This window comes from Micromonospora sp. NPDC005710 (assembly GCF_040630995.1).
GTDB lineage: Bacteria > Actinomycetota > Actinomycetes > Mycobacteriales > Micromonosporaceae > Micromonospora.
In genome coordinates this window covers 153,494-173,361 of sequence record NZ_JBEXYP010000001.1, presented here as the reverse complement: position 1 = coordinate 173,361, position 19,868 = coordinate 153,494, and the positions used below count along the sequence as shown (strand labels likewise).

At 69.6% G+C, this 19,868-nt stretch carries 15 protein-coding genes; 7 read left to right on the top strand and 8 right to left on the bottom strand.

The annotated features are described in order from the left end of the window. Window positions 1–216: 216 nt before the first annotated feature. Window positions 217–2,553 carry a GGDEF domain-containing phosphodiesterase gene (locus tag ABZ406_RS00840; RefSeq protein ID WP_357754810.1) on the top strand — a complete coding sequence of 779 codons (2,337 nt, stop codon included), beginning with the start codon at window positions 217–219 and terminating at the stop codon, window positions 2,551–2,553. A 6-nt stretch (window positions 2,554–2,559) separates the two neighbouring features. Here the strand turns inward: ABZ406_RS00840 and ABZ406_RS00835 are convergent, their stop codons facing one another. Next, the gene (locus ABZ406_RS00835; RefSeq protein ID WP_357754808.1) at window positions 2,560–3,579 is read right to left on the bottom strand and encodes a LacI family DNA-binding transcriptional regulator; all 1,020 of its coding nucleotides are present in this window, start codon (window positions 3,577–3,579) and stop codon (window positions 2,560–2,562) included. Window positions 3,580–3,690: 111 nt separating this feature from the next. On the opposite strand from ABZ406_RS00835, the gene ABZ406_RS00830 reads away from it, so the two are divergent. Beyond that, window positions 3,691–6,141 carry a glycoside hydrolase family 2 protein gene (locus ABZ406_RS00830; protein ID WP_357754807.1) on the top strand — a complete coding sequence of 817 codons (2,451 nt, stop codon included), beginning with the start codon at window positions 3,691–3,693 and terminating at the stop codon, window positions 6,139–6,141. Between the two features lie 152 nt (window positions 6,142–6,293). Here ABZ406_RS00830 and ABZ406_RS00825 read toward each other — a convergent pair whose 3' ends face one another. Further along, window positions 6,294–7,685 (bottom strand): stress response protein, encoded by a 1,392-nt coding sequence (locus ABZ406_RS00825; RefSeq protein WP_357754805.1) that lies wholly within the window; start codon window positions 7,683–7,685, stop codon window positions 6,294–6,296. 348 nt (window positions 7,686–8,033) lie between these two features. Here ABZ406_RS00825 and ABZ406_RS00820 point away from each other — a divergent pair, with 348 nt between their 5' ends. Then, entirely contained in the window at window positions 8,034–8,591 is a 558-nt protein-coding gene (locus tag ABZ406_RS00820; protein WP_357754803.1) for a hypothetical protein, read from the top strand. 198 nt (window positions 8,592–8,789) lie between these two features. Here ABZ406_RS00820 and ABZ406_RS00815 read toward each other — a convergent pair whose 3' ends face one another. Genes ABZ406_RS00815 through ABZ406_RS00790 form a run of 6 tightly spaced genes read right to left on the bottom strand, consistent with a single transcriptional unit; the run spans window position 8,790 to window position 13,810 of the window. Next, on the bottom strand, window positions 8,790–9,533 hold the full coding sequence (locus tag ABZ406_RS00815; protein WP_357754801.1) for a copper homeostasis protein CutC: 744 nt from the start codon (window positions 9,531–9,533) through the stop codon (window positions 8,790–8,792). A 53-nt stretch (window positions 9,534–9,586) separates the two neighbouring features. Continuing rightward, window positions 9,587–10,570 carry an asparaginase gene (locus tag ABZ406_RS00810; RefSeq protein WP_357754799.1) on the bottom strand — a complete coding sequence of 328 codons (984 nt, stop codon included), beginning with the start codon at window positions 10,568–10,570 and terminating at the stop codon, window positions 9,587–9,589. After that, window positions 10,567–11,436, bottom strand: a complete 870-nt coding sequence (locus ABZ406_RS00805) for an amino acid ABC transporter permease (RefSeq protein ID WP_357754797.1) — start codon at window positions 11,434–11,436, stop codon at window positions 10,567–10,569. The genes ABZ406_RS00810 and ABZ406_RS00805 overlap by 4 nt, the downstream gene beginning before the upstream one ends. Then, window positions 11,433–12,077, bottom strand: a complete 645-nt coding sequence (locus ABZ406_RS00800) for an amino acid ABC transporter permease (protein ID WP_357754795.1) — start codon at window positions 12,075–12,077, stop codon at window positions 11,433–11,435. The genes ABZ406_RS00805 and ABZ406_RS00800 overlap by 4 nt, the downstream gene beginning before the upstream one ends. Before the next feature lie 16 nt (window positions 12,078–12,093). Continuing rightward, window positions 12,094–13,062, bottom strand: coding sequence for a glutamate ABC transporter substrate-binding protein (locus tag ABZ406_RS00795; RefSeq protein WP_357754793.1), 969 nt, complete (start codon window positions 13,060–13,062; stop codon window positions 12,094–12,096). 19 nt (window positions 13,063–13,081) lie between these two features. After that, window positions 13,082–13,810, bottom strand: coding sequence for an amino acid ABC transporter ATP-binding protein (locus ABZ406_RS00790; protein WP_357754791.1), 729 nt, complete (start codon window positions 13,808–13,810; stop codon window positions 13,082–13,084). A gap of 163 nt (window positions 13,811–13,973) precedes the next feature. Here ABZ406_RS00790 and ABZ406_RS00785 point away from each other — a divergent pair, with 163 nt between their 5' ends. The 4 genes from ABZ406_RS00785 (at window position 13,974) to ABZ406_RS00770 (ending at window position 19,834) form a co-directional block, all read left to right on the top strand. Then, a complete protein-coding gene (locus ABZ406_RS00785) occupies window positions 13,974–15,158 on the top strand; it encodes an ROK family transcriptional regulator (protein WP_357754789.1) in 1,185 nt (394 codons plus the stop codon). 154 nt (window positions 15,159–15,312) lie between these two features. Further along, window positions 15,313–15,696: a nucleotide pyrophosphohydrolase gene (locus tag ABZ406_RS00780; protein ID WP_357754786.1), complete on the top strand. Its 384-nt coding sequence runs from the start codon at window positions 15,313–15,315 to the stop codon at window positions 15,694–15,696. A 182-nt stretch (window positions 15,697–15,878) separates the two neighbouring features. After that, window positions 15,879–17,717: a DUF2075 domain-containing protein gene (locus ABZ406_RS00775; protein ID WP_357754784.1), complete on the top strand. Its 1,839-nt coding sequence runs from the start codon at window positions 15,879–15,881 to the stop codon at window positions 17,715–17,717. 110 nt (window positions 17,718–17,827) lie between these two features. Continuing rightward, entirely contained in the window at window positions 17,828–19,834 is a 2,007-nt protein-coding gene (locus ABZ406_RS00770) for a DNA/RNA helicase domain-containing protein (RefSeq protein ID WP_357754782.1), read from the top strand. Window positions 19,835–19,868: the final 34 nt, after the last annotated feature.

The window sequence follows — 19,868 nt, the reverse complement described above, 5'->3', positions numbered from 1 at the left end:
CTCCGATGATCCCACCCGGGGTTGTTTCGGCTCGCGGGGGGCGGTGCCAGCAGGCGGCGTCACGCCGTACAGTGACACCTGTCGTTGTCTCGCCTGAGTGACCGGCAAGTAACCAATTCGGCCGTCCATCGTTGCCAATCGTGGGTAGCGGACTCGTCACGTCCGATGTCCCGCACCGCCGCACCGCCCCCGTGCCCCCTCACGAAGGCGACCGCCGTGCTCCTCGCGTACCCGTTCCGCGTCCTCGTCCCCCGCCGTGCGGCACCCGAGGCCGCCACGTCCACGGCGGTGGCGCTGCTGCTCCTCGCCGGTGCCGCCGACCTGGTCCCGACGTCGGTGGTGATCGCGCTGGCCGCCGGTGCCGGCGCCACACTCGCCGGCCTGCGCCTCTCCCGGCTGGCCACCCGGCGCGGCACCGATCCGACGGCGCGTACGGCGGGCGTACTACTCGACGCCGCGGTGGTCGCGGCGGGCCTCACCGCCGTCGTGCTGCCCCTGACCGGCCTCGGGCACACCCTTGTCGTGCTGGTCGGGTCGCTTGTCGTGGCGGCCCTCTCGACGACGGGTCTGTACCGGCTCCCCGGCCGCCCCCGGCCGGCCGCCTCGGTCCGGCTGCGTGAGCTGGTCGAGTCGGCAGGTCCGGCTGTCGGTCTGGCGCTCGCCGCCTGGCTGCTGCTGCCCGGGGACGGTCTGGCGGTCCCGGTTCGGCTGGTCTGCGCGTTGGCGCTCGGCGGGCTGGGCATGGCGGCGCTGAACGCTTTCGCCGGGCCGTGGCGGCGCTCGAGTGCGGCGGTCTGCCGGGGCGGTGTCCTGCTCACAGTGGGTGGGTTGGTGTTGCTGGCCACGGTGCCGTCCACGCCGGTCGGGCGGGTGGCCCTGCTGGCCGTACCCCCGTTGGTGTTCGGGATGTTGCTCGTCGCGGTCGGTGCGGCGGATGCGGCGGAACCGGCCGAGCCGGTCGCCGCCGCCTGGCCCCGGTCGGTGCTCCCGGCGGCGGTGCTGCTGCTGGCGTCGGGTCTGCACCTGGCGGCCGGCCGTGCACCGGACCCGACGAGTGTGCTGCTGGCCCTGGCGGCGGTGCCGCCCCTGGTGCTGCGGGAGCTGCTGCGGGCGAAAGACGCGCCGACGTCCGGTCGGCGGGCCGCTCACCGGCGACCGACCGGCCGGTCGCTGCGGCACCTCCGGGCGGCCCCGGGGCGCTGGCCGGGCATACCGGAGCGGGCGACGGGGGCCCCGGAGGGCGCGATGGGTGGCGACTCGACCTGGTCTCCCGATCACTCCTCGGCGTGGTCGGGGCTCAACCGGCGACCCGCAGCGGCGAGCCCCGGCGACCGGGCCGCCCTGCTGGACGCCCTGGCCGCGATCGGCGACGTTCCGGCACCGGCCGGCGCGTTGCTGCTCGTTGACCTGCACGGCACCGAGGGGATCGGCCCGACGGCCCGGGAGGACGTGCTCGCCGAGGCGGTGCACCGGGCCCGCGCGGTCGTCGCCCCCGACGATCTGGTCACCGGCTGCGCCGGTGCCGGCTTCGCTGTGGTCACCACCGCCGGCCCGGTGCTGGCGTACGCGCTGGGCACCCGACTGTTGAGCGCGCTCAGCCCGCCCTACCGGCTGGCCGGGGCGATGCTCCGGGTGCAGACGAGCATCGGGTTGGCAGAGGTCGGCGGCGCCGGGCCGGCGGACGTGCTCCGGCAGGCCGAGCTGGCCCGACGACGGGCCGTGCAGCTCGGCCGGGACCGGGTCGAGTGGTACGACGCGTTCCTGGAGGAACAGCTCGTGCGCCGGCTCGACCTGGAGCGCGAGCTGCCCGGTGCGGTGGCGCGCGGTGAGCTGGACCTCGTCTACCAGCCGGTGGTCGACCTGGCCGACGGTCAGCCGGTGGGCGCGGAGGCGTTGCTGCGCTGGCGCAGCCCGGTGCTCGGGACGGTCCTCCCGGCCGAGCTGCTGCCGGTCGCCGAGGACCTGGACCTGGTGGGCGAGTTGGAGTGGTGGGTGCTGGACCGGGCCTGCCGGCAGCTGTCCAACTGGTCGGTGGGCGTCCGGGAGCTGTGGATGGCCGTCAACGTGACGACCCGGGAGCTGACCACCCCCGACTTCGTCCAGCGGCTCGCGGCAGTGCTCGCCGCGTACGGGGTGCCGCCGGAGCGCCTGGTGGTGGAGGTGAGCGAGCCGAGGGTCGCCGGTGACCTGCCGACTGTGGTGGCTCGCCTGGCCGGGCTGCGGTCGCTCGGCGTACGCACCGCGTTGGACGACTTCCGGGCCGAGCACGCCTCACTGGCTCAGCTTCGCCGTCTGCCCATCGACCTGCTGAAGGTGGGCCCGGAGTTGGTGGGCGCCCGACCGGACGGGCAACCGCCGCTCATCGACGTGGTGGTGAATGTGGGTGAGCGGCTGGGCGTCGAGATCGTCGCCGAGGAGTTGGAGTCGTCGACGCAGGTCGAGGGGGCACGCCGGGGTGGCTGTCGGTACGGGCAGGGGTTCGCGGTGGCCCGACCGGCGACGGCCGAGCGGGTCGAGGCGTACTTCGAGGAATTTCCCTCAGCGTCCCGCTGAACCGGTTCATCTGCTGCGGGGTGGTGCCGTGCTGCCGCGCGGGGTGAGATGGGGCGTCTCATCCTGCACCCGGCCGGCCGGCTGCCCGGCGACGACGGCGAGCAGGTGCCGGGCGGCGTGCGCGCCGTACGCCGGGATGTCCCGACCCAGCGCGGTCAGCGGCGGGTGCACCAGGCGGCACAGTGGCGAGTCGTCCCAGGCCACTATGGACAGGTCACCGGGCACGGTGAGGCCCATCTCCTGGGCGACGGAGAGCCCGGCGATGGCCATCACGTCGTTGTCGTAGATGACAGCGGTGGGCCGCTCGGCCGAGCTGAGCAACCGGCGGGTGGCCCGGCCGCCCTCCTCACCTGTGTAGTCGGACCAGACGGTGACCGCCTCGACCAGGCCGAGCCGCTGTCGGATCGCCGCGAACGCGTCGGTGCGGATCTCGGTGTGCCGCAGGTCGGGCAGGCCGGCCACCCGGGCGATGCGCCGGTGCCCCAACGCGACCAGGTACTCCACCGTCTCGGTCAGCGCGGCGGCGTCGTCGGACCAGAGACTCGCCAGCTCACCGGTGCCGCCGGGGCCGCCGATCACCACCGCCGGCAGTTGCAGATGTTCGAGTGCCGGGATGCGCCGGTCGTCGGTGCGCAGGTCGCAGACGAGCACCCCGTCCACCCGTCGTTCGCCCCACCAGCGCCGGTAGACAGCGATCTCGGCGTCGTGGTCGGCCACCACCTGAAGGGTCAGCGCGTACGAGCGGGCGGAGAGTTCGGCCTCGACGCCACTGATCAGCGCCATGAAGAACGGCTCCACGCCCAGGGTCCGGGCCGGTCGGCACAGGGCCAGGCCGATCGCCCCGGCGGCGGCGGCCGACAATGCACGGGCGGCGCTGCTGGGGCTGAACCCGATCTCGGTGGCGATGGCCAGGATGCGCTGCCGGGTGGCCTCGGAGACGCCCGGCTGCCCGTTCAGCGCGTACGACACGGCGCCCTTGGACACCCCGGCGCGTTGGGCGACGTCGGCGATTGTCGGCCGCTTCACCGGCGTGCTCCTTCGCTCTCTGACCGTTGACAGCCCGAATCCCGAACCGTACGGTGGCTCAGCTTATCCGGTTCAGTCAGCATCTTTCGATGCAGAAGGTGCGGGGACATCGTGAGCCGACAGGCACTCTACGACGGTTGGACAGTGCGGGCGGTTCCCGGAGCGCAGGTGCCCGAAGCGGTCGCCGGCCGGGCCGTCCCGGCGACGGTGCCCGGCTGCGTGCACACCGATCTGCTCGACGCGGGGCTGATCCCAGACCCCTACCTGGACGCCAACGAGCGGGCGGTCGCCTGGATCGGACGCACCGACTGGGTCTACCAGACCACATTCGTCCACCGGGCGGGCGACGACGAACGCGTCGACCTGGTCTGCGCCGGCCTGGACACCGTCGCCACGCTCACCGTCAACGGGGTCGAGGTCGGCCGCACCGCGAACATGCACCGCGGCTACCGCCTCGACGTCCGACAGGTGCTGCGGGACGGGGACAACGACCTGACCGTCACGTTCGACTCCGCGTACCGCTACGCCGAGGCACAGCAGGAGCGGCTGGGCGACCGGCCGAACGCCTACCCGGAGCCGTTCCACTTCATCCGCAAGATGGCCTGCAACTTCGGCTGGGACTGGGGGCCGACGCTCGTCACCGCCGGCATCTGGCAGGAGATCGGCCTGCACGCCTGGTCGACGGCCCGGCTGGCCACCGTCCGTCCACTCGTCACGATGGACGGTCCCGACGGCCGGGTGGAGGTGCACGTCGAGGTCGAGCGGGTCGCCGACGTCCCGCTCACCGTCCGCGCCGCCGTGGCCGGGGTCCGCGCCGAAGTGGTCGTCCCGGCCGGGCAGCGCACCGCCGTGCTGACCCTCACCGTCCGCGAGCCCGCGCTGTGGTGGCCACGGGGGTACGGGGACCAGGCACGCCACCCGATCGAGGTGACCCTTCACGCACCCGACGGCGGCACATTGGACGACTGGTCGCACCGGATCGGCTTCCGCTCGGTACGGCTGGACACCACACCCGACGAGCACGGCACCCCGTTCGTGTTGTCGGTGAACGACGTCCCGCTCTTCGTCCGCGGGGTCAACTGGATCCCCGATGACGCGTTCCCCACCCGGATCACCAGGGAGCGGCTGGCCGAACGCTTCGACCAGGCCATCGCTGCCAACGTCAACCTGCTGCGGGTCTGGGGCGGCGGCCGGTACGAGTCCGCGGACTTCTACGACCTCGCCGACGAGCGCGGCCTCCTCGTCCAGCAGGACTTTCTCTTCGCCTGCGCCGCGTACCCGGAGGAGGAACCGTTCGGCACCGAGGTCGCCGCGGAGGCCGCCGAGCAGGTGACCCGGCTCGCGCCGTACCCGTCGCTGGTGCTCTGGACCGGCAACAACGAGAACATCTGGGGCTGGCACGACTGGGACTGGCAGCCGGCCCTCGCCGGGCGCACCTGGGGGCGCGGCTACTACCTCGACGTGCTGCCCCGGATCGTCGGCGAGCTGGACCCGACCCGCCCGTACTGGCCAGGCAGCCCCTGGTCGGGCAGCGAGACGATCCACCCCAACGACCCAGCGCACGGCACCACCCACATCTGGGACGTGTGGAACACCGACGACTACACCAGATACCGGGAGTACGTCCCGCGCTTCGTCGCCGAGTTCGGCTACCAGGCCCCACCCGCGTACGCGACGCTGCGCCGCGCGTTGAGCGACGAACCCCTGGCGCACGACTCACCGGGCATGGCGCACCACCAGAAGGCGGCCGGCGGTGACGCCAAACTCCAGCGGGGCCTCGACGCGCACCTGCCCGCCCCGCAGAACTTCGACGACTGGCACTACCTGACACAGCTCAACCAGGCCCGGGCGATCCAGCTCGGCGTGGAACACTTCCGCTCCCACCGGGACGTCTGCGCCGGCACCATCGTCTGGCAGCTCAACGACTGCTGGCCGGTGACCTCCTGGTCGGCCGTCGACGGCGACGGCCGCCGCAAACCCCTGTGGTACGCGCTGCGCCACGCCTACGCCGACCGGCTGCTGACCGTGCAACCCCGCGATGGCGGGCTGGCGGTGGTCGCCGTCAACGAGACAGCCGAGGCCTGGACCGCACCCGTGGCGGTCACCCGGTTCACGCTCACCGGGGAGCCGAGGGCGAAGACCTCGGTAACCCTCGACGTCCCGGCGTACTCCTCGGTGGTGCTGGTCCTGCCGGCGGACCTCGCGCGGCCGGACGATGCCCGGCGCGAGCTGTTGGTCGCGGAGGCCGGTGGCACCGCGGAGCGCGCCCTGTGGTTCTTCGCCGAGGACCGGGAGATCGACTGGCCTCCGGCGGCCTGGGACGCCACTGTGGAGCTGGTCGACGGCGGGCAGCGGGTCCGGGTGACGGCCCGCACGGTGCTCCGCGACCTGACCCTCTTCCCGGACCGGCTGGACGCCTCCGCCTCCGCGGACAAAGCCCTGATCACCCTGCTGCCCAACGAGTCCACAACCTTCACCGTGCAGGCTTTCGGGCCGCTGGACCCGGCGGCGCTCACCACCCGCCCGGTGCTGCGCTGCGTCAACGACCTGACGTCGAGCTAGCGCACCGGCCGCTATGGCGGGCCGGTGGTCGGGGCCATTGTTGTGTTGAGCGCTATACCTCAGAGGAATATTTATACCTTTGAGGCATAGCGCTCAACGCGAAGAGGGAGCCGTCATCGTGTTCCGATGTCACGCCTCCGCTGGCTCAGTCGCTAGCTTGGTGAAACATGCTGGCCTTCGGCGCCTTCCTGAATGCTCGGCATGGGAAATTCTGGACTGTCTTGAGATGAGATAGCTGTTGACACCAGGCTTGTCGCAACCGGCTGCGTAGGTTGGACGTCCTCAGGGGAACGAAGTCGTGGGGGCGTGGGCATCCAGGGCTTGAGGTTCTGGATGACCTGTTCGTAGAAATCGTCAACGGCGTTGAGGACCGAGTCGATAAACGCTCCCCGACCGGTGCCGCGTTTGGTCCCGGCGCTGGTGCTCCGGGCGATCCGGAAGGCACGCAACTCCCGCCCAGGGTCGCTGATCAGGATCGCAGGATCTTCGCGGACCGCCCGAAGGAGATCTGCCGTGCCGCCGCGGGCGTGCATGGCGAAGGCCTCAATCCGTGTGGTCTCAGGCGCGTCCTTCAGCTGTCGTACCAGCCAGTTGATCCTGGTCGTCGCTTTTCCGGTGCGCGGCGCATCGATGTCGACGTGGCAGGTGATCTGACCAGCGCGTAGGTCAGCGGTGATGTGCAGCGATCCGATCGAGCCGGGGATTCTGATTCCCCCGGTCAGCGTCCCGCCGGAGGTCAGCTGGCCGACGAGGGATTGGGTTCGTGCGGCCGGGTCGGCGAGGTCGCGACGGCTCAGGGCCGGGGTTACCTCGGTGCCGAGTCGTCTGCCTAAGCGCAGACATACATAGCGCAGTAGTGCGTCGAAGCGCCCGGCTATGGCTTGGGCGCTGCCGTCGGCTGCTCGTAGCGTGCCAGCAGCCACCGCCTCACGAACCGGCACCCATGCTGGCCCCATGTCGCTGAACTCCATCGCCCCTGACCGAGGATGCTCCAGGTACCGGATCAGCTCGCCGAGAACCCAAGCCTGATCCGGGTCGGCTACACCACGGTATTCCTTCTGAATCACCGCCTGCGTGAGAATTTCGGTCCACGGCAGGTGAAATAGCGCGACTTTCCTGAGCTTCCGCCTGTCGATCGGAGTGGGGTGTTGGCCTGCCATCGGGGCGATCTCGTTCGAGATGGTGATGAGGGCGTCGAAGCCTTGCTCACGGGCGATATCGAGGTACGCCTCAAGTTGCTCAGTCTGCAGCAGGTTGCTGCCGGTTTTGACTTCTACCAGGGCGGTCCACTGGCGTTGGCCACGACTCACGCGGATGAGGCCGTCGGGAAACAGTTGCTGGCTGCCAAGTTTGAACGGAACCTCTATGAACGTCTGCACGTTCCCGGCTGGTGCTCCGATGGACTGAGTCAGTACACGCCCGAATTCTCGCACTGCGCTCATGACCGCTAGGACAGCTGATGTTGCCCGGCGTTCCTGTTCCTCTGCTCCGTTGATGCCGGACGTGGGAATTAGGCGGGCGGCGAGCCAGGTCTCCTCTGACATCCAAAACTCCTTGTAACGGTAGTTCTACGAGAAGTTACCTTTTCTTCGCGCGGAAACAGGACTCATGCAGCGGCACGACTGATCAGAAAGAGTTGCCTGACTGTCAGGTCGCTCCAACCGTGCGGCCTGCGGATTGCATTGGCCGGTTGGTCACTGGTCCGTAAACCGGCTAGACATACGTCAACGGGCAAGTTCTGTCGCGCAGGCGACTGCGACTCCGCCGGGCACGTCTTATCGGAATCGTCCTCGCCTCAGCATCTGCCGACCACGGAAGGTCGACGTCCACTTCTGTCGCCTTCCGGATAGCAGGGCCCCTGGCTGCCGGGCAGGGCCGGTTCAATGGCAGGTATGCGGTGGATCAGCGGCACGGCAGTGGCGAAGGCACTCATCCTGGTGGCCATTCCCGTTGGTGCGGTCGGCTTCGTCGTCACGGACCGGTGGGCGCTCGGCGCGATAGTGGCGAACCTCGTGCTGCTCGGCGGCGGCGGTGGCCTGTGGTGGCGGGCGGTCCACCCGAGGCGAAGCTTCTCGCACCTGCGGCGGACCGGCGTCTACCTCACCATCGAACCGCTGCCCGATCCGGACGACGACGGTGACCTTGGCGACGTTGCCGACGACTTCGGGGATCCGGAGCCGCCGGGGTTCGGGTCACGTCGCGTTCGCAGGCATCAGCTGACGTTGTCGTCGTCGAGCCGGCTTCGCCGTTACGGCATGCGGCGGTCGCTCGCGGGCGAGCACGCCGACGGCGGCCCGGACCTGATGATGATGGCGAACACCCTGACCGACATCCAGGGCGGCCTTCAGTCGGCACAGCGAAGGGCCCGGCGGGAGCAACTGTGGTGGTTGGTCGCGGGGCTCGCGGCGTCCATCCCGATCGGCGTCGCCATCAACCTCGCCACCGGTTAGCGGCGCGCCCCGAATAGTGGCCCGAGCGCGGCGCGAGCGGTGGTCACCAAGGAGCCGATTTTCCATGATCGCGCCCGAACAGTGAAGTAGTGGCCTCCCCAGCGTGGGACGCCACTACTTCATGGATCGAGCACGATCAGCACGCCTTCGGGCGCAATTCCGCGTGGATCGGGCGCCCGCCGGGCGCGATCGGGCGGGTCAGGCGCGGGCGGCGGCGAGCACCTGGCCGACCAGGGTGCCCGAGGTGCCGGAGCGCTCGTACTCGGGCCGGCTCAGGCTGCCGCCCATCAGCGGTGCCGGGTTGCGGTGCACAGCCGGGCTGTCCGAGCTGACCAGGGCCGCGAAGTGGTACTCGTCGGCGCCGGTCGCCTTAACGATCCGGGCGATGTTGCGCGGGGTGATGCCACCGCCGGGCATGACGACGATCCGGCCGGCGGCCCGGCGCACCAGGTCGGCGATGAGCGGGGCGCCCTCCAGCACGCTCACCTCCTGACCGGAGGTGAGCACCCGGTGCACGCCCAGCTCGATCAGCTGCTCCAGCGCCGCGTGCGGGTCGCGGGTCATGTCGAACGCCCGGTGGAAGGTGATGCTGGTGTCGCCGGCGGCGGCGATCAGCCGGCTGGTGGTCGGCACGTCCACGTCACCGTCGGCCGTCAACGCGCCGATCACGATGCCCTGCGCGCCGGCCGCCACAGCGGCCCGCACGTCCCGCTCCATGGCCTCGACCTCGTACGACGAGTAGATGAAGTCGCCGGCCCGGGGTCGGACGATCACGTGTACCCGGATCCGGTCGACCGCGCGCAGTGTCGTCTCGATGGTGCCCAGGCTGGGGGTGAGCCCGCCGTCGAAGAGCGCGGAGCACAACTCCACCCGGTCGGCGCCGGCCTCCTCGGCGGCGACGGCCCCCTCGACGCTGTCGATGCAGATCTCGAAAGTGTTCATGATTTTTCCTTCTCCGTGCGAGGCGATGCCGCTTGCGTGCGAGACGATGCCGCTCAGGTGCGAGGCGACGCTGTGGTCCAGTCGATGAGGGCCGTGACGGCGCCGACCGGTACGCCGCCGCCGAGCACCGGCACCTGGCGGAGCGCGTCGGCTCCACCCACGGGTACGCCCACGGCGTCGAGGGCGGCCAGGGCGATGGCGGTGGTGGCTCGGGGCGAGCCGTCGATCGCCTTCACCGCCACCGCGTGACCGTCCGGTGCGGCCACCGCGAGCACGCCTTCGGCCCCGCCCTTGGCGAGGACGCCGGGCAGCGCCCGCATCAGGTCGGTGTTCGGGTGCCCGTGCCAGCCGCCGACGTACTCCGGGTGTTGGCGCATTGCCTGCGCGACACGTGCCTCGTCGCTCCCGGCGGGCGCGGTGACCAACGCCTGGAAGGTGCGGGCGAGGCCGGTCAGCGGCAGGCCGAACAGCGGTGCGCCGCAGCCGTCGACCGCGTGGTGCGTGACCGGCGTGCCGGCCAGTCGGGCGACGGCCGTTGCGGTTTCCCGCTGGAGTGGGTGGTCCGGGTCGAGGTAGTCGTGGGTGCTCCAGGACCGGGCGACGCAGGCGACAAGCATCGCGGCGTGCTTACCGGAGCAGTTCATCCGGATCCGGTCGCGTTGTCCACCGGCGCGGATCAGCCGGTCGCGGGTCGCCTCGTCCTCCGGCCAGTCCACCGGGCAGCCGAGCGCGTCCTCGGTCAGGCCGGCCCCGGCCAGCATCGCCCACACCACAGCGACGTGCCTGTCGTCGCCCGTGTGACTGCCGGCGGCGAGGGCCAGCGCCGTGCCGGTCAGCTCGTCGCCGGCGGCGACCCGGCAGGCCAACGCCTGCACCGGCTTGAGGGTGGAGCGGGGGAGCACCGGTTCGTCGGGTACGCCTGCGGAGAGGGCGACGGTCCCGTCCGGGGCGAGCACCACGACGCTGCCGTAGTGCCGGCTCTCGACGAAGCCGTTCCGGACGACCCGGGCCAGTTCGGCGTAGCGGGAGATGGTCACCGGGGGGTGTTCCCTTCGAGAAGCGGTGGGGGCAGCTCGGCGGTCCGCCGTCCGCGCCGGCCGCCGAAGCGGCCGTTGCGAGCCTGGAGTACGCGGGCGAACTTCGACAGCGACGCGTTGACCACCAGGTAGATCAGCGCCACCACCAGGAACGTCTGAATCAACAGATGGGTGTACGAGGCGAGCACCTGCCCGCTGTAGAGCAGCTCGGTGTAACTCACCACGAAACCGAGCGAGGTGTCCTTGAGCAGCCCGACCAGCTGACTGACCAGTGACGGGGCGAGTTGCAGCAGCGCCTGCGGCAGGACCACGAGCGCCATCACCTGCCCACGGCGCAGCCCGACGGCGAGGCCCGCCTCGGTCTGGCCACGGTCCAGCGCCAGGATGCCGGAGCGGAAGATCTCCGCGAACGCCGCCGAGTTGGAGACCACGAGCGGCACCACGAGCTTCCAGAACAGCGGGAAGTTCAGCCCGTACTGCGGTAGGGCGAACAGCGTCACGTAGATCAGCAGCAGGGTGGGTACGGTCCGGAAGACCTCGACGTACGCGCCGGCCAGCCAGCGCAGCGGTCGATGCGTCGACAGCCGGCCGAGCGCCAGCAGCAGCCCGAGCGCGGCGCTGAGCACTGCTGTCGCGGCGGCGGCGCGCAGCGTCGCCCACAGGCCGACGAGCAGGTACCGCCAGATCGGCCAGGTGGTGAACGGTTCCCACCGGGCGGCTGCCAACTCGCCGTGGCTGGCGAACTGGTGGACGGCCGCGACCACGCCACCGGCCAGGAGGATCACCCCCAGCACTGTGGCGATCCGGATCCGCCGTTGGGCGCGAGGGCCGGGCTCGTCGAAGAGGATCTGTTGCGTCTTGTTCATCGGACGATCGCCAGCCTTCGTTCGAGCAGGCCGGTGACCTGACCGATGATCAGTGCCAGCAGCATGTAGGCGAGGCCCGCGCCGGTGAAGACGGCGATCGGTTGGGCCTCGACCAGGTTCACATTGTTCGCCGCCTGGGTCAGCTCGACCACGCCCACGGCGGCGGCCAGCGAGGTGTTCATCAGCAGCGCGATGCAGATGTTGCCGATCGGCTGGATCACCGCCCGGAGTCCCTGCGGCAGGATCACGTGCCGCAGGGACTGGCCGAAGGTGAGCCCGATGGCGCGAGATGCCTCAGCCTGGCCCACACCTACCGTGTTGATCCCGGCGCGGATCGCCTCGGCCAGGTACGCCCCCTCGTACACCGCTATGACGATGGCGGCGGAGGTGAACAGCGGGAACGTGATGCCGATGGTCGGCAGCGCGAACACGAAGAGCACCAGCAGCGCCAGCAACGGCAAATTCTGGAACACCTCGACGTACGCGGTGCCGATGGCACGCAGCAGCGGCACGGGGGCGATCCGCAGAGTGGCCACGACGATGCCCAGCAGCATCGCGCCGACGGTGGTCACGACTGTCAGTTCGACAGTCGTGACCAGGCCGTGGCCAAGCTGACTCAGGTGGGCGGTGAGGGCTTCCATCGGTACGGGAGACTGCTCAGGAGCCGTCGGCGGAACCGAGGGCGGGCGGGGTGGGCGCGCCACCCTCCACCACCGAACCGAGGGTGCCCTCCCAGACCTTCGCCCACGTACCGTCGGCCTGGATCTTCTTCAGCCAGTTGTTGACGAACTCCTTGAACTGGGCGTCCTCCTTGTTGAGGCCGATGCCGTACGCCTCGGTGGTGAACGGCTCGCCCACCACCTTCATCCCCGGGTTCGCCTTGGCGCCCGAGGCGAGCAGCGTGAAGTCCTGCACGTACGCGTCGCCGCGCTTCTGCAGCAGCGCCTGCAACGCCTGCGGGTCGGTGCCGAAGGCGATCTGCTTCGAGCCGGGCGCGGCCGAGGGAAGCGCCGTCACGGCGGGGGTGTTCGCCCCGACGATCACGGTCTTGCCGGCGAGGTCCTTGACGCTCTTGATCGCGGTGTCGTCCTTGCGGACCCCGACCGCCAGGCCGGAGGTGAGGTACGGCCCGGCGAAGGCGACCTGGGTGGCCCGCTGCGGGGTGATCGTGTACGTCTGGAAGACCGCGTCGACCGACTTGGCCTGGAGCATGGCCTCCCGGGTCTGGGTGCCGATCGTCGTGGTCTTCACCTCGGGCTTGCCGATGATGTACTTCGCGAGCAGCTTCGCCATGTCGGCGTCGAAGCCCTCGATGGTGCCGCTGACCGGGTTCTGCTGGGCGAGCAGCGGCGCGTCCAGGGAGCCGCCGATGTTCAGGTAACCGCGCTTGCGGATCGCCTCCATGGCCGAGCCCGCCGGGATGTCCGCGTCGGTGGCGACCGGTGCGGCGTCGTACACCGACTGGGCGATCACGCCGTCGCCGCCCAGGCCGGGGTTGCCGGGCAGCGCCGGAGTGCTGCCGCCGCCGTCGCCGCCGCAGCCGGCCGCGGCGAGGGTCACCGCCACCGCGGTGGCGGTGAGGGCGAGCGACCGCCGCCCGGTGAAGCTCATCTTGAGGATTGACATGACACCCTCCCGTTGGGGGCTAGTGCTGGAGGATCTTGGATAGGAAGTCGCGGGCCCGCTCAGTGCGCGGAGCTGCGAAGAAGTCGTCTGGAGTGCCGGATTCGACGATCCGGCCGTCGTCCATGAAGACCACCCGGTCGGCGGCGCGACGGGCGAACCCCATCTCGTGGGTCACCACGATCATGGTCATCCCCTCGGCGGCGAGGGCGACCATCACGTCGAGCACCTCGTTGACCATTTCCGGGTCGAGGGCGGAGGTCGGCTCGTCGAAGAGCAGCACCTTCGGCTGCATGGCCAGGGCCCGGGCGATAGCGGCCCGCTGCTGCTGCCCACCGGAGAGTTGGGCCGGGTGGTGGTCGGCCTTGTCGGCGATACCGACGCGCTCTAGCAGAGCCATCGCCTGCTGCCGTGCCTCGGGTCGAGCGATCCGGCGGACCCGGGTGGGGCCGAGGGTGATGTTGTCCAGCACCGTCTTGTGGCCGAAGAGGTTGAAGGACTGGAAGACCATGCCGACGTCGGCGCGCAGTCGGGCCAGGGCGCGGCCCTCGGCGGGCAGCGGCTCACCGTCGATCTCGATGCTGCCCTGCCCGGCCTTCTCCAGCCGGTTGAGGCAGCGGCACAGGGTCGACTTGCCGGAGCCGGAGGGCCCGACCACGACCACCACCTCGCCGGCGGCAACAGTGAGGTCGATGTCCTTGAGCACGTGCAGCGGACCGAACCACTTGTGCAGGCCGCGTACCGACACCATCGGTCGGTCCGCACCCGTTGTCTCCGGTGCCACCACGCGGCCTCACTTTCTTCGACCACAGAACTAAGTCGGCTTCATATCGAACGAACAGCGCCATCTAAAGGTAGCCAGCAAACTAAGTCAACCGGTTGCTTGAATAAACTTCGGGTGCTAAGAAGCTGACGTGACGATTGATGACGCGCCACGCGAAGCCCTCCGGGGCGGCCCCCGGGAGCTACTACGCTGGGTGGCCACCGGTGCGGCAGTCAGTCGGGCCGACCTGTCCCGCCTCTCCGGGCTGTCCCCGTCGACGGTCTCCCAGCGGGTCGAGGCGTTGATCAGCCAGGGGTTGTTGGAGGAGACCGGCGCCGGGCGGTCCCGGGGCGGACGGCGGCCCCGCCAACTCGCCGTGCCCACCGGCGGTGCCGTGGTCGGCGCCATCGACCTCGGCGCGCACCACGCCCGCGTCGGCACGCTGGACCTCTCTGGGCGGGTGGTCCAGGCCCGCACCCTGCCGGTCCGCATCGAGGACGGCCCGGAGGCGGTGCTCGGCACGCTGCTGACCGAGGTGACGGCGTTGGCCGCCTCTTCCGGCGCCACCACGTCCGCGACCGGCTCGACGACGGCCGACGCCCTGCGGGGCATCGGCATCGGCATTCCCGGCCCGGTGCAGCACGCCACCGGACGGATCGTCAGCCCGTCACGGATGCCCGGGTGGAACGGCTTCGACGTCGCCGCGTTCTGCGCCGGCCGCATCGAGGTGCCGGTCATCGTGGACAACGACGCCAACCTGATGGCGCTCGGCGCGCACCGCACCGCGCATTCCGAGTTGGATCACGCCGTCTACATCAAGGCTGGCACCGGGATCGGCTCCGGTGTGATCTCCAGTGGACGGTTGCACAGGGGTGCGCAGGGCTCGGCCGGCGACATCAGCCACTGCCGGGTGGTGGCCGATCCCGCGCCCCCGTGCACCTGTGGAAACTCCGGTTGCCTGGAAGCGGTGGCCAGCGGCGCAGCACTCGTCACCGCGCTCCGTGGTCAGGGCGTACCGGTCGACGACCTGACCGGTGTGATCCGCCTGATCGACGACGGCGACCGGCAGGCCACCGCCCTCGCCCGCCAGGCCGGCCGCGCCGTCGGCGAGATCCTGGCCGTGGTGGTCAACTTTTTCAACCCGCAGGTGGTGGCCATCGGGGGTCGGCTCGCCGACTGTGAGCCACTACTGGCCAGCATGCGGGCCACCCTCTACGAGCGGTGCCTTCCGCTGGCCACCCAGACCCTGCTCATCGAACGGGTCGCCGCCGGCCAGGACGTCGGCATCACCGGCGCCGCCCACCTGGTGATCGACCACGTCGTAGCGACCGCCTGACCTCGATCGCCCGCTTCGGCGGCGCAACGCGCGTGATCAACACGAGTTCATTGATGACGCGGCTTCCGGGGCGACAGGAAACCCCGACATCCCGGAAGTCGAGTTGATCGAGCGGCGCGGCGGGGCCGCCGCCCCGCCATGTGATGATCTGAGCATGGGCAGCCCATCCGATGCGGGATCCGCCGTGCGAGGTGTCAGTCAGCTAGCCGCAGAACTCCGGCGTTTCGCCGAGGAACGCGAGTGGCAACAGTTCCACACCCCGAAAAACCTGGCGATGGCGCTCTCCGGCGAGGTGGGCGAGCTGCTGGCAGAGCTGCAGTGGCTGACGCCGGAGCAGGCGGCCCAGGTAATGGCGCACCCCGAGGCAGGCGCGCGGGTACGCGCCGAGATCGGCGACGTCATGATCTACCTGACACGGCTCGCCGACGTCCTCGACATCGACCTCGTGGACGCCGCGACTGACAAGCTGGCGGATTCCGCCCGGCGCTACCCAGTGGCGACAGCGAGAGGGTCCGCGGCGAAGGCGCCGCGGTCGTAGCCGTTGGTTGATCTCCTCGATACAGTCATGGCCGTAAGGCGGTCCGACGGGCTTCCGAGGTAGGGACATGCCCCCCATCCGCACGATCATTTCGTGCTGCCCGGGGGCACCTCTCGATGTCGGCGTACCGTACGTCAGCTGCTGGTCTGTTGCGTCTCGCTAACGATGGTGCCCTCGTCGAAGTGCTGACCGAGCGGCTTCGCCATGGCGGTCACGGGGTCAGCCCCGCCGAGAAACGATCATGGGCGCGCAGCCTTCCGGTACTCGCGCAGGATCTCGCCGACGCGGGTCTGTCCGATGTCGAGGTGCTCGTCGAGTACCAGCTTCCGTTGACCAGCCGTCGGGTAGATGCGGTCCTGGCCGGTGTCGACCCGCGAACCGGCGATGACTCCTATCTCGTCGTCGAGCTCAAGCAGTGGTCTCATGTCACGGCCTACGAGGACTCCGACACCCTCGTCGCCGTCGAACAGGCGCCTGGACCACGGTTGCACCCCGGCGTCCAGGTGGAGGACTACTGTCGCTATCTCAACGACTTCCTGGGAGTGCTGGGCCGCGATCAGAAGCTGCTGCGCGGTGCCGCCTACCTGCACAACGCGGTGGATCGCGACGTGGTCGATCTGTTCGACCGACCGGCCACGGAACAGAGCCGGATCTTCACCGGGCAGCGTCGTGGGCAGTGGCTCGACCACCTGCGGAGCCGGTTCGCACCCGCTTCGGGAGCTGGCCCGGCAGACCGGTTCCTGACCAGCACGGTACGTCCCAGCCGGCACCTGCTCGCGTATGCCGCAGCCGAGCTGAAGGAACGGTCGCACTTCACCCTGCTCGACGAGCAGCACGTGGCCTACGAGCTGGTCATGCACGCCGTCGAGCGGGCCCGGACGGCGAACCACAAGCGCGCGGTGGTGGTGGCGGGCGGGCCGGGCAGCGGCAAGAGCGTCATCGCCCTCGCGGTCCTCGGGGAGTTGGCCCGCCGGAACAGGCCGGTGCTGCACGCCACCGGCTCCCGGTCCTTCACCCAGACGCTGCGTCGCTATGCGGGCCGGGGATCGACCCGGGTGCAGAGCCTGTTCAAGTACTTCAACAGCTTCATGGACGCCGATCCGAACGACATCGAGGTGCTCATCTGCGACGAGGCGCACCGCGTGCGGGAGACATCGGTCAACCGCTACACGCCCAAAGCGCGCCGGGATGTGGCACGCCCGCAGTTGGAGGAACTCATCTCCGTCGCCCGCGTACCGGTCTTCCTCCTTGACGAGCACCAGGTGGTGAAGCCCGGCGAGATGGGCAACGTGGACGTCATCTCCTCTTACGCGAAGACACTCGGTGTGGAGGTCGACGTAGTGTCCCTTCACGACCAGTTCCGTTGCGGCGGCAGCGAGGCGTACGAGGAATGGGTCCTTGACCTGCTCGGCCTCGACGGCGGCGAGCCCACCGTCTGGTCCGGTGACGGCCGGTTCGACGTGCGGGTCGCCGAGGCCCCGGAGGAGTTGGAGGCGTACCTTGCCGACCGTCAGGCGGCGAGCGGCACGGCCAGGATGTCAGCCGGCTACTGCTGGCCGTGGAGCGACCCGAGGCCGGACGGCACGTTGGTGTCCGACGTGACGATCGGCGCCTGGGCGCGGCCATGGAACGTCAGGAGCGAGCGCAGTATCGGCTCGGCGCCGGGCAGCGCCTTCTGGGCCACCGACCCGAACGGCTTCGGCCAGGTCGGCTGCGTCTACACGGCTCAGGGCTTCGAGTACGACTGGTCGGGAGTCATCATCGGGCCTGACCTGGTGGCCCGCGACGGTCAATTGGTGACCCGCCGCGACGAGTCGAAGGATCCGGCTTTCCGCAGTCGTAAGTCGCTCAGCGACGGGGAGGCGGACCGGCTGATCCGCAACACCTACAAGGTGTTGCTGACCCGGGGCATGCGCGGCACGGTGCTCTACGCGACAGACTCGGAGACGCAGGACTACCTGCGGAATCTGGTGCGTGTCCGGCTGCCCCCGGAGATCACCTTCGAGACCGAAGCCGGGTAGCGGCAACCACACAGTGTCGATACTGTGACGGCCAGTTCAGCGGATCGACGGGCTTCCTTCGACGGACACGCCCCCACCGCACGAGATCTTCGTGCCTCGGGGGCCTGCCAGTGCTGGCGTTTCGCACCACACCTAACGAGATACTCATCCTGCATCAGGAAGGGCGCCTCGACAGGGAGATCGCGAACTTCCTGCGGCGCGCTGGCTATGACGTTCGGCCTGCCGAAAAGCGATCATGGCGAGAGAGCCTGGGGGAGCTTGCCCGGCATCTCACCGAGGCGGGGCTTGGTGGAATCGATGCGCTTGTCGAGTACCAGATGCCGCGCAGTAGCCGGCGGATCGACGTGATACTTGCCGGAATCCACCCGGTCACCGGCCGGGATGCCTACCTGGTGGTGGAGCTGAAGCAGTGGAGTTCTGCGGTCAGTCTTGACCACGCGGCAGGTCTGGTCAGCGTACCCGGGCTGGTTGGCCCACAACTCCATCCTCGCCTGCAGGTGCAGGGGTACTGCGACTACCTCACGGACCATCTGACGGCCCTCTGGGATTGGCCGGACGCTCTGCACGGCGTGGTCTACCTGCATAACGCGCCCAGGGAGAAGGTCTCCGACCTCGTCGTTGGAAAGTGGACGTATCAAAATCTCGTCTACACCAGGGAGCGCAGGCAGAAGTTCAACAGCTACCTGAGGGGCCGCTTCGCTCCTCGAGGCGGCACGCGAGCAGCGGACCGTCTCCTGAACTGTGCGGTGCGGCCGAGCCGCCAACTGCTTGCGCACGCTGCCGCAGAACTCGGCAGCCGGCGCATTTTCGTACTGCTCGACGAGCAGCGCAGGGCATATGAATTGGTGGCACAAGCGGTCAGGGAGTCCAGACAGGGCAGGAAGAAGCGTGCCGTCATCATTACGGGCGGTCCGGGGAGCGGCAAGAGCGCCGTCGCCCTGTCGTTGCTGGCTGATCTCGCGGGCGAGGGCAGGCTGGTGGCCCACGCAGCCGGTTCCAAGGCGTTCACCCTCAGCTTGCAGCGCTACGCCCGCAAAGACCCGCGGAACCCGAGACAGCGGACTCGCCCGCTGTTCAGCTTCTTCCGCGACTTCATGGATGACGAACGGGACAATCTCGATGTCCTCGTGTGTGATGAGGCGCACCGCATTCGGAAGCACTCTGACAAGGGCGGTCGTACAGGCGACATTCCCCAGGTGGACGAACTGCTATCGGCAGCGAAGGTGCCGGTCTTCCTGCTCGACGACCACCAGGTCGTGCGCCCGGGCGAGGTCGGCGGGGCCGACATGATCGAGAGGGCCGCTCGCCGACAGGGATATGACGTCGACCTCGTCCACCTCGATGCCCAGTTTCGGTGTGGCGGAAGCGCGAAGTACGACGAGTGGTTGTTGCGTCTGCTGGGCATGACCGATGCCGGCCCGTACCCGTGGCCGGGAGACGATCGGTTCGAGGTCGGCATGGTCTCCTCGCCCGAGGAGATGGAGGCCATCCTCCGGGCCCGGGAGCAGGCAGGTGAGACCGGCCGAATATCCGCTGGCTTCTGCTGGCCTTGGACGAGGCGTCAGAACAAGGACGGGAGTCTTCCCCTCGATGTGCGAATAGGTTCGTGGGCCAAGCCCTGGAACGCGGCACCGGAACGACCAATCGCGGGAGTCCCGGCCAGTTCCTACTGGGCCACAGATCCTGCAGGGTTCGATCAGGTCGGTTGTATCTACACCGCTCAGGGCTTCGAATATGACTGGTCCGGCGTGATCATCGGCCCGGATCTCGTCGCTCGGGGCGGACGGCTCGAAAGCGATCCCCGGAAGTCGCGCGATCGAGCGCTGACCCACCCCGAGCGGCCGATGAGCCGCGAAGAGGCGGACCAGCTCATCCGGAACACCTATCGCGTTCTGCTGACACGAGGGCTTCGTGGCGTGCTGTTCTACTCAACGGACGACGCGACACGGCAATACCTGGCCGACTTCGTTCCGTCGGCGATGGCTGGGTTCAGGCCCGAGAGCGCAGGCGTCCACCGCGCTGTCCAGCCGATTCATGCGCAGCAGCGAGCACCCGTCGCGGAGGTGCCTGTTCACGAGGATGTGTCGAGGCGCGGCGTCGAAACGGGCGGAAGCTGAGTGCCGATATGGGACGGGCTCCGGGCGAACGCGG

Bases quoted from the DNA above. Each gene is read 5' to 3' on its own strand.
- ABZ406_RS00825 (WP_357754805.1), bottom strand. From the start codon at position 7,685: ATGTCAGAGGAGACCTGGCTCGCCGCCCGCCTAATTCCCACGTCCGGC.
- ABZ406_RS00820 (WP_357754803.1), top strand. From the start codon at position 8,034: ATGCGGTGGATCAGCGGCACGGCAGTGGCGAAGGCACTCATCCTGGTG.
- ABZ406_RS00815 (WP_357754801.1), bottom strand. From the start codon at position 9,533: ATGAACACTTTCGAGATCTGCATCGACAGCGTCGAGGGGGCCGTCGCC.
- ABZ406_RS00805 (WP_357754797.1), bottom strand. From the start codon at position 11,436: ATGAACAAGACGCAACAGATCCTCTTCGACGAGCCCGGCCCTCGCGCC.
- ABZ406_RS00800 (WP_357754795.1), bottom strand. From the start codon at position 12,077: ATGGAAGCCCTCACCGCCCACCTGAGTCAGCTTGGCCACGGCCTGGTC.
- ABZ406_RS00795 (WP_357754793.1), bottom strand. From the start codon at position 13,062: ATGTCAATCCTCAAGATGAGCTTCACCGGGCGGCGGTCGCTCGCCCTC.
- ABZ406_RS00790 (WP_357754791.1), bottom strand. From the start codon at position 13,810: ATGGTGTCGGTACGCGGCCTGCACAAGTGGTTCGGTCCGCTGCACGTG.
- ABZ406_RS00780 (WP_357754786.1), top strand. From the start codon at position 15,313: ATGGGCAGCCCATCCGATGCGGGATCCGCCGTGCGAGGTGTCAGTCAG.